Here is a 13,994-nt window from a genome sequence, read left to right on the forward strand (position 1 = left end):
CTTTTCACCGGAGCCACATCATGCCTGCTACGCCTTCCTCCGAAACCCTGCCACCGGCCTTGCCCGGTGAGCAGGGGCAACATTATTCCTTTATCCGCCAGGTCATCCCGGACTGCCTGGTGCAGTCGTCTCCCGCGCGGCGCCTGGCGCTCAAGCAGACCGCGCCACAGGTGCCGGCCTGGTACGACGCCGCTTCACAAGCGTCCAAGGATCAACTCAATACCCTGTTGCAGGCGCGCTGCGAGTCGCTCAACCGCCTGGAGCGAACCCTGGGCAAGACCCAGGCGCTGGACGCCTTCGCGCAGCCATTGCTGGTGGCGGCCCTCAAGGCGCAAGGCTTTGAGCTGGACGTCAACCTCACCTGGCTGCGCCTGTACAGCCCGGCCGAGGATGCCTTCGGCGTGCGCACGGGGGGCTTCAAGGTCCGGACCTATTCGCTGCTGCAAGCGGCCTTGAACAACTTCGAAGCCCGGGAAGCCGAGCCGGATTATTTCAACAGTGCGTCGGGTTTTATCACCGCGCCGGATGAGCGCGGCCACTTCGAGCGGCATACCACCACGCTGGCCATCGACGCGTTCGTCAGCCTGTGCCGCACGCTGGACCTGGGCGCGAAGTACCAAACCTACCTCACGAACGCGCTGCACCCTGGCGCCGTCGTGCCCGAAGGCGTGTTGCGCGAGCAATTCATCCGCTATCACCAGGATGCCTTTGCGGCGGCGGCCCTGCTGGCGCAGCTCAAGGGGGATATCTCCGACAGCGACTACGCGCTATTGCTGCGCGTGCTGGCGGGCGAGCAGAAGATCATGCTCGGCGACAAGCAGGTCTGGTATCGCGCGCCCTGCCTGATGAACCTGCAGCTGCAGGGTTGCTTGATCATCGACCCCTGTGTGGAGCACCGCTACGGCGATTGGTTTATCGCGTATATCCCGGACCACCCGGAACATCCGATCAAGCGCTATGCCTCGCTCAATGAGTTTCGCAATGACTTGACCGCGCGCTTGAAGGCCGGGCCACAGCGGGTTGCCGAGCGCTCCGAGACGACGTCGATCACCAACTTTCAGCGGTTTTTCAGCCAGTTCGTCGCCTACAAGGATCGCCCGTATTATTTCCGTCGCTTGACCGAACTGGTGGTGGATGCGCCGCCCCAGCCTATCGGCGCGCAGTGGCTGCGGTCGGAGTGGGGGCAGGTGGCGGCAAAGCTGCTGGCTCCGACATTATCGACACTCACACTGGTCAATACGGACCCGCAGCCCCAGGTGCGCGTGCCGATTACCGACCCGGATTTCTACATCAATATCCACTCCATCAGTGGGCTGTGGGTGGCGGTGGACTTGTGGCCACAGCACTTTGAAAGCTGGCGCCAGCGCCAGCTCGACGATGCCAGTGCCCAGGCCGTCTCGACGGCCGATGCGGACGAGGCCGCCAGCGCCAGGCGCCTGCAGCATTACCTGAACATCGGCCTGCTTGGGGTCAATGTGCTCGCGATGGTCATCCCGCCATTGGGCGAGGCGATGGCGGTGGTGATGGTGGGCCAGATGCTCTACGAAGTCCTCGACGGTGTGATCGAGCTCAGCGAGGGCGATCGCGAGGCCGGTTGGGCGCACATCACCGACGTGGTGGAAAACCTCGCGGCCCTGGTGGCCGGCGGCGCGGCGTTTCACTTTACCGCGGTGCCCTTCATCGAGAACCTCAAGCGGGTCACGCTGCCCAGCGGCAAGACGCGGCTGTGGAATCCCGATCTCGCCCCTTACGAGCATACCCGCGCCATTCCCGAGGGCTCGGTGCCCAACGAGCACGGTGTGCACCAGGTCAATGGCGAGGCGGTGATCGCGCTGGAGGATAAGCGCTTCAAGGTGCGCCAAAAGCCGGCCGACGACGGCTATGTGATCGAACACCCGTCCCGCCCGGACGCCTATCAACCGACCCTTGAACACAACGGCGCAGGCGCCTGGCGTCACGAGCTGGAGCGCCCGCTGACCTGGGCGGGGCCTCGGCTGATGCGCCGCTTGGGCCCGACGTTCGAGGGGTTCAGCGATGTCCAACTGGAGCAGATCCGCCAGGTCAGCGACATCGACGAGGACGTGCTGCGTCGTGTGCATGTCGAAAGCGAGCCGGTGCCGGCGGTGCTACTGGATACGGCGCGCCAGTTCCGTGCCTACGCCAGCGCGATGCAAGTGGCCGAAGGCATCGGCAGCGGCAGCTTGCCCGATACCCTGTGCGGATACGCGGCGACCCTGGCCGTCGAACTGCCGGGTTGGCCGGTAGAGCGGGCGGTGCAGGCGTTTGACGAGCCCGGTCTCACCGGCCCATCGGTCAAGTACGGGAGTGCCGAGGCGGTGCCTTCGGACACCCTGCAAATCAGCCGCAGGGAGTTGATGGGCGGGAAGCTGCCCGAGCGCATTGTGGATTTTCTAAGCGATACGCAACTGGAGCAATTGGTTGGACGCTACACCCCGCGCACTCGCGTAGCCCGCATCGCAGCCGTGAAAGCACAATTGCAGGCCCGGGCAAACCTGGTGCGGGCGCGCTTGATGCGCAGTGTGTACGCCGATCAACAGCCGTTGACCGATGCGGCGGAGGCGCTGGTACAGCGTGACTTCAAGAGCCTGCCGACGCTGATGGTGCGCGAGATGCTGGCCGAGCTGCCGGCTGCGCAACGCGCCGCGCTCAAACGCGCGACGCGCTTGCCCCTGGACCTCGCGCAAAAGGCCCGCTTGCTGCAACAACAGGTGCGCTTGAGCCACGCCTACGAAGGTCTGTTCCTCGACGCCCTGGCCAACCGAGACACCGAAGCGCTGGTGCTCAATTCGTTACCGAACCTGCCCGGCTGGTCGGACAACCTGCGCCTGGAAGTGCGCGAAGGTGGCTTGGAGGGTGAATTGCGCGCCAGCTTCGGCCCGCAGAGCGGCGAGAAAAAGATCCTGCTGCGCGTGGCCGATGGGCGCTACCAAGCGTTCGATGATCGCGGCCAGGAACTGCATGGCGTCAATGGTCTGTATGGCGCTTTGCAGCACGCGTTGCCCGACGCGCACCGTAAAGCCCTCGGCCTGCCGCACGTGGGGCAAGGCGAGCAATTGCAGGCATTGATCCGCGCCAAGGCCCTGCCCCGCGAACAGTTACGTCGCGTCTTGGGCATGCGGCCAGAGCGCCTGCCAATCGTCCGGTGGCCGCTGCGCCTGCCCGGTGAGCGCCTGGGGTATCCGTTGAGCGGGCGTGGCGCGGGCCAAGAGACGTGGCGGCAAATCACCGAAGAGCGGGTACGCAGCCTATACCCCGCGTTTTCCACGGCCGAGGTGCGCACATTTATAGAAAACCTGGGGCAGGATCGAGAGCTGAAGCTTGGGCGATTGGAGAAGGAGTTCAAGCAGTTGTCCAGCCGCTTGCGATCCTGGAAGCAGCAACTGTCGCAGGGTGTGAGCCAGCAAGAGCAAGCAGCCGATGCATTCCGCGCTCGGCGCCACGTCCGTAGCCTCATAGCCAGGGAACTGATTGAGGCCTGGCAGCGCACCGGAACGGTCGACGTGAATGTCGAAGGTGTGGTGATGGGCCAATTCTTCGACCTGGCTGACGAGGAGTTGCTGGGTGAACTCAATACGCTGCCTGCGCTGAGCGCGAACTTCGACCATGTCACGCGTCTGGATGTGTCCAATACCGGCCTGAGCCAGAACATCGACGGTTTTCTGGGGCACTTCACCAGGCTGCGCCGCTTGGACCTGAGTCGCAATCGACTGGAAGCGCTGCCCGCTTCGGTGGGCGAAATGCGTCAACTGACCGATCTCGATCTCTCCGACAACCGCATCGTACTGACCGTGGAGTCTGCCAACGCGTTGAGCCAACTGGCGCATATGGGCTTTCTCAGCCTGGAACGCAACCCGCTTACCGTCATACCGAACATTGGCCGCATGCCGGAGTTGGTGGTCGTGATATTGGCGAAAACCGGCATCAACACTTGGCCAGCGGGCGTGTTCGACCTGCCACGAGGGCGCACCTTCAACTTGGACCTGAGTGAAAATGTGCTGGCAAGCATTCCCCAAGTCGAGCTGGGTTCCGATGCCGCCGAAACGATTGCGCGCACGACGATCAGCGAGGAGCCTGAATACATCTCGGCTCAGAACCTGGAGCAAGTGCGCAATTATCGCGAGTCGGTCGGCCTGGACCCTAATCGCCGCTCCCCTGCCCGCGGCATGCTCGACAGCTTCAGTTGGCGTGCCGGGCTTGACGATGAGCAATGGCAGGCCAAATCCGAGGTGTGGGAGCGCCTTGAGGATGAGCTGGGTTCAGAACCGTTTTTCGATGAGCTGCGCAAGTTGGCGACCTCGGCTGATGCGCTATCCGAGGATGAGGCAGCCCGTTTGGCGCTGACACGTCGAGTCTGGGAGATGGTTGAAGCAGCCGCAGAGGACTGGCAGTTGCGCAGAACGTTATTCCGCATGGCGCAAGCGCCCACCAGCTGTGTGGATGCGGGTGCACAATTGTTTAATGCAATGGGCGTTGAAGTCTTGATCAAGCAGGCCTATGAGTTGGCGGCCGTGGACCTGATCGAGGCCCGTTTGCTTGAGCTGGCGCAAGGCAAGTCACGGCTCAACGAACTGGGTCGTATCGCGGTTGCGCGGGTTAATGAGTTGGTCAAACAAGGGCGCAAATTTCCCGAATACGATGAAGAGGGGCTGCGCATCACCCATCGCGATAGCCAGGGCAATGCGCTCAGGGATATTGATGAAGTTGAAATCCACATGATTTACCCCACGCGTTTGGCGGAGCCGTTGGACTTGCCATGGCAGTCACGCAACATGATGTTCCGGGAGCCGGATGTGAACGAGGCGATGATCGAGGAAGCGCGCCAGCGTGTGCTGGCGCTGGAAGAAGGGCCTCTATTGGAACAACAGATCATCAGCCAGCCGTTCTGGGCCGACTTTGTCAAACTGTCATACCCAAAACTGTTCCAGCAGTTTCGCCTTCGCGCCGAGGCCTTGCTCGATCAGGGTGACGTACCACCCGGCAGCTACACGGCTGGCATGCGCGTGATAGAAGCGGATCAGCGAGCGCTGATCCTCAAACTGACCCGCGAAGCGATGCAGCGCGCCAAACTGCAGCGTACGGAAATCCCTTTCCAAGTGGTTCAGGGTAACGATGACGTGACTCAGAACAGAAAATAACGCTGGGCCATCGGCAATACGTCGGCGGGTTCACACCACAGCAGTACGCCATCGGCCTTGACCTGATACGTCTGCGGGTCCACCTCGATGTCTGGCAGGTAATCGTTGTGGATCAAGTCGGTTTTCTGCACGTCGCGGCAACCCTTGACCACGGCGATCTGCTTTTTCAAACCCAGGGCTGCGGGCAAGCCGGCGTCCTGGGCGGCCTGGCTGATAAAGGTCAGGCTGGTGGCGTGCAGCGAGCTGCCGAAGCTGGCGAACATCGGGCGGTAATGCACCGGCTGTGGCGTCGGGATCGAGGCGTTGGCATCGCCCATGAGGCTTGAGGCAATTGCACCGCCCTTGAGGATCAGGGTCGGTTTGATGCCAAAAAACGCCGGGCGCCACAGCACCAGATCAGCCCACTTGCCCACCTCGATGGAGCCGACGATATGGCTGATGCCATGGGTGATCGCCGGGTTGATGGTGTACTTGGCGATGTAGCGCTTGGCGCGGAAGTTGTCGTTGCCAGGGCCGTCGCCGGGCAGGGCGCCGCGCTGTTTTTTCATCTTGTCGGCGGTCTGCCAAGTGCGCGTGATCACCTCACCGACACGGCCCATGGCCTGGCTGTCGGAGCTGATCATGGAGAACGCGCCGAGGTCGTGCAGGATGTCTTCGGCGGCGATGGTTTCGCGGCGGATGCGGCTTTCGGCGAACGCCACGTCTTCGGCAATGCTTGGGTCCAGGTGATGGCAGACCATCAGCATGTCGAGGTGTTCGTCGATGGTGTTGCGCGTGAACGGCCGCGTCGGGTTGGTGGAGCTGGGCAATACGTTGGGGAAGCCACAGGCCTTGATGATGTCCGGCGCGTGGCCGCCACCGGCACCTTCGGTGTGGTAGGTGTGAATGGTACGGCCCTTGAGGGCGGCGAGGGTGGTTTCGACGAAGCCCGATTCGTTGAGGGTGTCGCTGTGGATCGCCACCTGCACGTCGTATTCGTCGGCCACGCTGAGGCAGTTGTCGATGCTCGCGGGGGTGGTGCCCCAATCCTCATGCAGCTTCAAACCGATGGCACCGGCCTTGACCTGTTCGATCAACGGCTCCGGCAGACTGGCGTTGCCCTTGCCGGTAAAACCGATGTTCATCGGGAACGAATCGCTGGCCTGGAGCATGCGCGCCAGGTGCCATGGGCCGGAGGTGCAGGTGGTCGCATTGGTGCCGGTGGCCGGGCCGGTGCCGCCGCCGATCATGGTGGTGACGCCGCTGGTCAGCGCCTCTTCGATCTGTTGCGGGCAGATGAAATGCACGTGGCTGTCGATGCCGCCGGCGGTGAGGATCATGCCTTCGCCCGCGATCACCTCGGTGCTGGCGCCGATGGCCATGGTCACGCCGGGCTGGATATCCGGGTTGCCGGCCTTGCCGATGGCGTGGATGCGGCCGTTTTTCAGGCCCACGTCGGCCTTGACGATGCCCCAGTGGTCGATGATCAGCGCGTTGGTGATCAGGGTGTCGACCACTTCATGGGCGAGCAATTGGCTTTGGCCCTGGCCGTCGCGGATCACTTTACCGCCGCCGAATTTGACTTCTTCGCCGTAAACGGTGAAGTCCTGTTCGACTTCGACAAATAACTCGGTGTCGGCCAGGCGGACCTTGTCACCGACGGTGGGGCCGTACATGTCGGCGTAGGCTTGGCGGGTGATTTTCATGTGTGTGCCCTGAAATAGTTGTGTTGAATGTGAGACTGCTTTCGCGAGCAAGCCCGCTCCCACAGGGGAATGCATTCCAAATGTGGGAGCGGGCTTGCTCGCGAAGAGGCCCTAGAGGTCACCCATAATCCGCCCGGCAAACCCAAACACCCGCCGCCCACCACTCAAATCCACCAACTCCACCTCCCGGCTCTGCCCCGGCTCAAACCGCACCGCCGTGCCCGCCGGAATATTCAAACGCATGCCCCGGCTCGCCACACGGTCAAAGGTCAGCGCGTCGTTGGTCTCGAAAAAATGATAATGCGAGCCTACCTGGATCGGCCGGTCGCCACTGTTGGCCACGCTTAGGGTGACAGTGCGACGGCCGACGTTGAGTTCGATCTCGCCAGGCTGGATCTGATATTCGCCAGGAATCATGCAGGTTGCCCCAGGGTTTTGAAGTAGATGGCGGTCGGGCTGTAGCGCCCGTCCGGGCTTTGGCAGTAGTCGGGCAATTCACCGATCTTGGTGTAGCGCAGCGACTGGTAGAAGGCTTCGGCGGGGGAGCCGGCTTCGGTGTCCAGGTACAGCAAACCGCGCTTGTGCTGGCGCGCGGCGAGTTCCAGGGTGTTCATCAATTGCTGGCCCAGGCCATGGCGCCGTGCGCTGCTGTGCACCAAGAGCTTTTGCACCTCGGCGCGGTTCAGGCCATTGGCTTTCAGGCACAGCGCCAATTGCACGCTGGCGATCACTTGCTCGTCGCGAACGACAACCCACAGCAACAGGCTGGCGTCTTCGATGCTGGCCTGCACGCCGCTCAGATAGGTGCGCGCCTGGGCTTCATCGAAGTCGGCGATAAAACCTACCGATGCGCCGTTTTTGACCGCGTCCAGCAACAGCTCCACCAAGCCCGAGCGGTAATGGGCAAAACTTTCAGCATTGACTCGACGCAGTTGCGCGGCGTTCATCGACGTCACTCCTTGGGCGGCTCGGCACCTGGGTTCAAGGCCAGTTGCATAAAGGTCAGGTCCAGCCAGCGGCCAAACTTGATGCCCACTTGGGGCATTTGCCCGGTGGTGGTGAAACCCAGGCGTTCATGCAGGCGGATCGAGGCCTGGTTGCCGCTTTCGATGGCGGCGACCATCACGTGTTTGCCGCACAGGCGCGCACGTTCAATCAGCGCTTGCATCAATAGCGGCCCGAGGCCTTTGCCACGCTGGTCGCTGCGGATATACACCGAGTGCTCGACGCTGTAGCGGAAACCTTCGAACGGGCGCCAGTCTCCGAACGAGGCGTAGCCGGTGACCTCATCGTTTTCCACCGAGACCAGAATCGGATAACCCTGGGCATGGCGGGCACTGAACCAGGCCTGACGGTTGCCCAGGTCGACCGGTTGTTCGTTCCAGATTGCCGTGGTGTTAAGCACTGCGTCGTTGTAGATCGCGCGAATCGCCGGCAGGTCGGTTTGGGTTGCATCACGAATCATCATTGGCCTCACGCAATCGGCTGGTGGACGGTGACCAGCTTGGTGCCGTCGGGAAAGGTGGCTTCCACCTGGATATCCGGGATCATTTCCGGGATGCCTTCCATCACTTGTTCGCGGCTGAGCAGGGTGGTGCCAAAGTGCATCAAGTCGGCCACGGTGCGGCCGTCACGGGCACCTTCCATAAGGGCGGCGCTGATGTAGGCGATGGTTTCCGGGTAATTGAGCTTCACGCCCCGCGCAAGGCGGCGCTCGGCGACAAGGCCTGCGGTGAAGATCAGCAGCTTGTCTTTTTCCCGTGGGGTCAGGTCCATGGTTCAAGGTCTCTCTTAGACTGCATTCTTATAAACAACAGAGATCAAATGTGGGAGCGGGCTTGCTCGCGAAAGCGGTATGTCAGGTAATAAATTTGTTGCTGACCCACCGCATTCGCGAGCAAGCCCGCTCCCACAGTTTGGATCTTCATGTGCTCCAGATTCGGGGTGAGACGGCTTCCCGGCCCAGTACGGCGGGGCGTAGCAATTTCCATAAATCAATCAACCAAGCCCTGGCCAACAGCGCTTCACTGGCCAGGCAACGGGCCACCAGCAAGCCGGGCAATTGGCTCAGGTCGCCGCGCACCGCATGGGGCAGGGCGCGGCATTGTTCGAGTAGTTCAGGGTCGATATCGCCGGTGAGCAGCAACGTGGCAAACACCGGGTGCCCGTCCAGCCCGATGGGGGAGTCGAGCAAACCATCGCCACCGACAATGCGTTGGCGTTCGTGCCACAGCAATTGGCCGTCGCGGCGGATATCCAGGTGCGATTGAAAGTGGCCCAGGTCAAAACGCTCGCCGCTGGCGGGGCGGCCGAGGGCGATCACGTCCCAGTAGAACAAGCGGGCATCGCCTTTTAGCTCGATGCGCGTGGTGAGTTCGGCCTGGGCTGCGCTGAATACGATGGTTTCCTGGGGCAGCCATTCCAGGGTGGCACCGGCCTCAACGGTGAGGTCGAGCTGCTGAAAGGCTGGCCCGCTGGCGCGATACCACTTGGCCGCGCCGGGGCTGGTCAACTGGGCCCAGGCACCTTCGGCCACATGGGCGCTGATATCCAGGCGATCACCGCCGGCAATCCCGCCGGGCGGGTGCACGATGATGTGCTGGCACACCTCGGGGCCTTCGGCGTACAGGTGTTTTTGCACCCGCAGCGGGCCAAGGTGACGGCGCATCACCGGGCGCGTAGTGTCGCCGAATCGCGCGTAGCCGAGTTCCAGCTCGGCGTGCCAGCTGGGGGTGAACAGGGCAGAGGTAGCGGGCAGGTTCATGGCAGCGTGCTTATCGTTAGGAGGCTACAGATTAGATGGTTACCAAGCCGCGTACACCCTCGCTTTCCATATTTTCACCACGGCCTTGCTGGACGATTTCGCCACGGGACATGACGAGGTACTGGTCGGCCAGCTCGGCGGCAAAATCGTAGAACTGCTCCACCAACAAAATCGCCATGTCGCCACGGGCGGCGAGCTTTTTGATTACCGCGCCAATTTCTTTGATCACCGAGGGCTGGATGCCTTCGGTGGGCTCATCCAGGATCAACAAGCGCGGGCGGCTGGCCAAGGCGCGGCCGATGGCCAACTGCTGTTGCTGGCCGCCGGACAGGTCACCGCCACGGCGATGTTTCATTTGCAGCAGTACGGGAAACAGCTCGTAGATGAACGCGGGGACCTCCTTGGCCTCTGAACCGGGGAAGCGCGCCAGGCCCATCAGCAGGTTTTCCTCTACCGTGAGTCGCCCGAAAATCTCCCGGCCCTGGGGCACATAGGCAATACCGGCATGTACACGCTGGTGGGGTTTGAAGCCGGTAATGGCTTTGCCCTCCCAATTCACCGCGCCTTCCTTGGAGGGCAGCAAACCCATCAGGCACTTGAGCAGGGTGGTCTTGCCCACGCCGTTACGGCCCAGCAGGCAGGTGACTTCGCCGACCTTCACGTCAAAGGACAGCCCGCGCAGGATGTGGCTGCCGCCGTAGTATTGGTGCAGTTTTTCGACTTGCAACATATCCAAACTCTCCTCAAATCCCTTGTGGGAGCGGGCTTGCTCGCGAATGCGGTGTGTCAGTTCATGCATCTGTTACTGAGCCACCGCATTCGCGAGCAAGCCCGCTCCCACATAAAGCAAGTGCGCGTCTGGGTCAGCGACCGAGGTAAACCTCGATGACCCGCTCGTTTTCCTGCACCTGCTCCAACGACCCTTCGGCCAGCACGCTGCCCTGATGCAACACGGTCACATGGTCGGCAATCGAGCCGACAAAGCCCATGTCGTGCTCCACCACCATCAGCGAATGCTTGCCCGCCAGGCGCTTGAACAGCTCGGCGGTAAATTCGGTTTCGGCGTCGGTCATGCCTGCCACCGGTTCGTCCAGCAGCAACAGTTGTGGGTCTTGCATCAGCAGCATGCCGATTTCCAGGAACTGCTTCTGCCCGTGGGACAGCAAGCCGGCCGGGCGCTGCACTGAGGTGGTCAGGCGGATGGTGTCGAGCACTTCCTCGATACGGTCCTTTTGCTCGCCACTCAGGCGTGCGCGCAGGCTGGCCCACACGGACTTGTCAGTCTTTTGCGCCAGCTCCAGGTTTTCGAACACGCTGAGGGCTTCGAATACCGTGGGCTTCTGGAACTTGCGGCCGATGCCGGCCTGGGCGATCTGCACTTCGCTCATGCGGGTCAAATCGAGGTTTTCGCCAAACCAGGCGGCGCCGTGGCTGGGGCGGGTCTTGCCGGTGATCACATCCATCAGCGTGGTCTTGCCTGCGCCGTTGGGGCCGATGATGCAGCGCAATTCGCCCACGCCGATGTACAGGTTCAGGTTGTTGAGGGCCTTGAAACCGTCGAAGCTGACGCTGATGTCTTCCAGGGTCAGGATGGTGCCGTGGCGCGTGTTCAGGCCCTTGCCTGCCGCTTGGCCAAGGCCGATGGCCTCGCGGCCGCTGCCGGCGTCCAGGATCGGTTCGAGCATGAATTCGGCGGCGGCGCCCGCGGCGCGCATTTCCAGGTATCTCATGACTCACCTCGTTTTTTCAGCAGGCCGATCACGCCCTTGGGCAGATACAGCGTGACGATGATGAACAGCGCCCCGAGGAAGAACAGCCAATATTCGGGGAAGGCCACGGTGAACCAACTCTTCATGCCATTGACCACACCCGCGCCCAGCAGCGGGCCGATCAGCGTGCCACGCCCGCCGAGTGCCACCCACACGGCGGCCTCGATGGAGTTGGTCGGCGACATTTCGCTGGGGTTGATGATGCCCACTTGCGGCACATACAACGCCCCGGCCAAACCACACAGCACGGCGCTCAGTACCCACACGAATAGCTTGAAACCGCGTGGGTCGTAGCCGCAGAACATCAGGCGGTTCTCGGCATCGCGCAGCGCGGTCAACACCCGGCCGAACTTGCTCTTTGCCAGGCGCCAGCCGATAAACAAACTGGCCACCAGCAACAGCACCGTTGCGATAAAAAGCACTGCCCGCGTGCCCGGTTCGGTAATGCCAAAACCCAGGATGCTGCGGAAGTTGGTGAAGCCGTTATTGCCGCCAAAGCCGGTCTCGTTGCGAAAGAACAGCAGCATCCCGGCGAAGGTCAGGGCCTGGGTCATGATCGAGAAATACACGCCCTTGATTCGCGAGCGAAAGGCGAAGAAGCCGAACACCAACGCCAGCAAACCCGGCGCCAACACCACTAGGCACATGGCCCATAGGAAGTGCTCGGTACCGAGCCAATACCAGGGCAATTCGGTCCAGGAGAGGAAGGTCATGAACGCTGGCAACTCATCGCCCGAGGCTTGGCGCATCAGGTACATGCCCATCGCATAACCGCCCAGGGCGAAGAACAAGCCGTGACCGAGGGACAGCATCCCCGCATAACCCCACACCAAGTCCAACGCCAGGGCGACGATGGCGTAGCAGAGGATCTTGCCCACCAGCGTCAGCGTGTAGGCGGAGATATGAAAAGCGTTGTCGGCTGGCAGCAGCGACAGCAGTGGCAGCGCCAACAGCAGAAGCAGGATCACCGCACCCACCGCAATCGTCACTTTGGGGCCGGCCTTTTGCGCGGCCGTGAGCATCAATGGCTGGTTCATCAGTCGATCACCCGTCCTTTCAGTGCAAAGAGTCCCTGCGGGCGTTTCTGGATAAACAGAATGATCAGCGCGAGGATCAGGATCTTGCCGAGTACGGCGCCGATCTGCGGTTCCAGAATTTTGTTGGCGATGCCCAGGCCAAAGGCCGCCATGACGCTACCGGCCAACTGGCCGACCCCGCCGAGCACCACCACCAGGAACGAGTCGATGATGTAGCTCTGGCCCAGGTCCGGGCCGACGTTGCCGATCTGGCTCAGCGCCACGCCGCCCAAGCCGGCGATGCCGGAGCCCAGGCCAAAGGCGAGCATGTCCACCCGCCCGGTGGGCACGCCGCAGCAGGCGGCCATGTTGCGGTTCTGGGTGACGGCGCGCACGTTCAAGCCCAGGCGTGTCTTGTTCAGCAGCAGCCAGGTCAGCACCACCACGCACAGGGCGAAGGCGATGATCACGATGCGGTTGTACGGCAGCACCAGGTTGGGCAGCACCTGGATGCCACCGGACAGCCACGCGGGGTTGGACACTTCGACGTTCTGTGCACCAAACACCAAACGCACCAACTGGATCAGCATCAGGCTGATACCCCAGGTGGCCAGCAGGGTTTCCAGCGGTCGACCGTACAGGTGACGGATCACCGTGCGCTCCAACGCCATGCCGATGGCAGCGGTGACAAAAAACGCCACCGGCAGCGCGATCAACGGGTAGAACTCGATGGCGTGCGGTACATAGCGCTGCATCAGCATTTGCACCACGTAGGTGGAATACGCGCCGAGCATCAGCATTTCGCCGTGGGCCATATTGATCACGCCCAACAGGCCGAAAGTGATCGCCAAACCCAGCGCTGCCAGCAGCAGGATCGAGCCCAGGGACATGCCGCTGAAGGCTTGGCCGAGGATCTCGCCCAGCATCAGTTTGCGTTTGACTTGGGCCAGGCTGGTTTCGGCGGCGGTGTGCACGGCGGCATCGGTTTCGACGCCAGGGGCGAGCAGGGCTTCAAGGCGTGTGCGGGCCAGCGGGTCGCCGGTGCTGCCCAGCAGGCGCACGGCGGCGAGGCGAACCACGGGGTCGGTGTCCACCAATTGCAGATTGGCCAGGGCCAGGCTGAGGGCGGTGTGCACGTCCTCGTTGGTCTCGCTGGCGACTTGCTGGTCGAGGAATTTGAGCTGCGCAGGCGTAGCACTTTTTTGCAGGGTCACCGCAGCCGCCAGGCGCACCTTGGGGTCGGCAGCGAGCAGTTGCTGGCTGGCTTGTACGTTGTCGATCAGGCTGCGCAGGCGGTTGTTCAGGCGCACGGTCTTGGTTTCACCGTTGACCGTGAGCTGGCCTTGTTGCAGGGCGTCCACCAACTCGATGCGAGCCGGGTCAGGCTGGGCGGCCCAGTCCTGGAGCAGTTTGGCTTGTTGGCTGGGGTTGGCGGACAAGAAGTCTTCGGCGTCGCTGGCGTGTGCGGCGAAAGGCAGCAACAGCAGGGCGGCGAGGATCAAACGGCAGAGGGCAGTGGGCATAACAAAGTGTCCTGATCATGCACGGTTCAAACTGTGGGAGCGGGCTTGCTCGCGAATGCGGTGTGTCAGTCAATGTCTCTG

General features: G+C 62.3%; 11 protein-coding genes. 1 reads left to right on the forward strand and 10 read right to left on the reverse strand.

Features of this window, described 5'->3' with window-relative positions:
- The first annotated feature begins 20 nt into the window (after window positions 1-20).
- On the forward strand, window positions 21-5,156 hold the full coding sequence (locus ACLD1Y_RS15795; RefSeq protein ID WP_429478805.1) for a dermonecrotic toxin domain-containing protein: 5,136 nt from the start codon (window positions 21-23) through the stop codon (window positions 5,154-5,156).
- Here the strand turns inward: ACLD1Y_RS15795 and ureC are convergent.
- The 10 genes from ureC to urtB form a co-directional block, all read right to left on the reverse strand.
- On the reverse strand, window positions 5,141-6,841 hold the full coding sequence (gene ureC / locus ACLD1Y_RS15800; protein ID WP_429478806.1) for an urease subunit alpha: 1,701 nt from the start codon (window positions 6,839-6,841) through the stop codon (window positions 5,141-5,143). The genes ACLD1Y_RS15795 and ureC overlap by 16 nt on opposite strands.
- 111 nt (window positions 6,842-6,952) lie before the next feature.
- Window positions 6,953-7,258 carry an urease subunit beta gene (locus ACLD1Y_RS15805; RefSeq protein ID WP_429478807.1) on the reverse strand — a complete coding sequence of 102 codons (306 nt, stop codon included), beginning with the start codon at window positions 7,256-7,258 and terminating at the stop codon, window positions 6,953-6,955.
- A complete protein-coding gene (locus ACLD1Y_RS15810; RefSeq protein WP_429478808.1) occupies window positions 7,255-7,788 on the reverse strand; it encodes a GNAT family N-acetyltransferase in 534 nt (177 codons plus the stop codon). Before ACLD1Y_RS15810 ends, ACLD1Y_RS15805 begins: the two co-directional genes overlap by 4 nt.
- Window positions 7,789-7,793: 5 nt before the next feature.
- On the reverse strand, window positions 7,794-8,306 hold the full coding sequence (locus tag ACLD1Y_RS15815) for an N-acetyltransferase family protein (RefSeq protein ID WP_429478809.1): 513 nt from the start codon (window positions 8,304-8,306) through the stop codon (window positions 7,794-7,796).
- Between the two features lie 8 nt (window positions 8,307-8,314).
- On the reverse strand, window positions 8,315-8,617 hold the full coding sequence (locus tag ACLD1Y_RS15820) for an urease subunit gamma (RefSeq protein WP_010213535.1): 303 nt from the start codon (window positions 8,615-8,617) through the stop codon (window positions 8,315-8,317).
- A 148-nt stretch (window positions 8,618-8,765) separates the two neighbouring features.
- The gene (locus ACLD1Y_RS15825; protein ID WP_429478810.1) at window positions 8,766-9,605 is read right to left on the reverse strand and encodes an urease accessory protein UreD; all 840 of its coding nucleotides are present in this window, start codon (window positions 9,603-9,605) and stop codon (window positions 8,766-8,768) included.
- A gap of 31 nt (window positions 9,606-9,636) precedes the next feature.
- Window positions 9,637-10,335 carry an urea ABC transporter ATP-binding subunit UrtE gene (gene urtE, locus ACLD1Y_RS15830; RefSeq protein ID WP_135309979.1) on the reverse strand — a complete coding sequence of 233 codons (699 nt, stop codon included), beginning with the start codon at window positions 10,333-10,335 and terminating at the stop codon, window positions 9,637-9,639.
- A gap of 133 nt (window positions 10,336-10,468) precedes the next feature.
- Window positions 10,469-11,320 carry an urea ABC transporter ATP-binding protein UrtD gene (gene urtD / locus ACLD1Y_RS15835; protein WP_429478883.1) on the reverse strand — a complete coding sequence of 284 codons (852 nt, stop codon included), beginning with the start codon at window positions 11,318-11,320 and terminating at the stop codon, window positions 10,469-10,471.
- A gap of 11 nt (window positions 11,321-11,331) precedes the next feature.
- Window positions 11,332-12,411, reverse strand: a complete 1,080-nt coding sequence (urtC, locus tag ACLD1Y_RS15840; RefSeq protein ID WP_429478811.1) for an urea ABC transporter permease subunit UrtC — start codon at window positions 12,409-12,411, stop codon at window positions 11,332-11,334.
- The gene (gene urtB, locus ACLD1Y_RS15845) at window positions 12,411-13,913 is read right to left on the reverse strand and encodes an urea ABC transporter permease subunit UrtB (RefSeq protein WP_429478812.1); all 1,503 of its coding nucleotides are present in this window, start codon (window positions 13,911-13,913) and stop codon (window positions 12,411-12,413) included. Before urtB ends, urtC begins: the two co-directional genes overlap by 1 nt.
- Window positions 13,914-13,994: the final 81 nt, after the last annotated feature.

This window comes from Pseudomonas sp. 18175, assembly GCF_050432925.1.
In the GTDB taxonomy this organism is placed as follows: Bacteria; Pseudomonadota; Gammaproteobacteria; order Pseudomonadales; family Pseudomonadaceae; genus Aquipseudomonas.

Excerpts from the sequence above, each read along its gene's own strand:
- urtE (WP_135309979.1), bottom strand. The coding sequence starts at position 10,335 with ATGTTGCAAGTCGAAAAACTGCACCAATACTACGGCGGCAGCCACATC.
- ACLD1Y_RS15810 (WP_429478808.1), bottom strand. The coding sequence starts at position 7,788 with ATGAACGCCGCGCAACTGCGTCGAGTCAATGCTGAAAGTTTTGCCCAT.
- urtB (WP_429478812.1), bottom strand. The coding sequence starts at position 13,913 with ATGCCCACTGCCCTCTGCCGTTTGATCCTCGCCGCCCTGCTGTTGCTG.
- ACLD1Y_RS15815 (WP_429478809.1), bottom strand. The coding sequence starts at position 8,306 with ATGATTCGTGATGCAACCCAAACCGACCTGCCGGCGATTCGCGCGATC.
- urtC (WP_429478811.1), bottom strand. The coding sequence starts at position 12,411 with ATGAACCAGCCATTGATGCTCACGGCCGCGCAAAAGGCCGGCCCCAAA.
- urtD (WP_429478883.1), bottom strand. The coding sequence starts at position 11,320 with ATGCGCGCCGCGGGCGCCGCCGCCGAATTCATGCTCGAACCGATCCTG.
- ACLD1Y_RS15825 (WP_429478810.1), bottom strand. The coding sequence starts at position 9,605 with ATGAACCTGCCCGCTACCTCTGCCCTGTTCACCCCCAGCTGGCACGCC.
- ACLD1Y_RS15795 (WP_429478805.1), top strand. The coding sequence starts at position 21 with ATGCCTGCTACGCCTTCCTCCGAAACCCTGCCACCGGCCTTGCCCGGT.
- ACLD1Y_RS15805 (WP_429478807.1), bottom strand. The coding sequence starts at position 7,258 with ATGATTCCTGGCGAATATCAGATCCAGCCTGGCGAGATCGAACTCAAC.
- ureC (WP_429478806.1), bottom strand. The coding sequence starts at position 6,841 with ATGAAAATCACCCGCCAAGCCTACGCCGACATGTACGGCCCCACCGTC.
- ACLD1Y_RS15820 (WP_010213535.1), bottom strand. The coding sequence starts at position 8,617 with ATGGACCTGACCCCACGGGAAAAAGACAAGCTGCTGATCTTCACCGCA.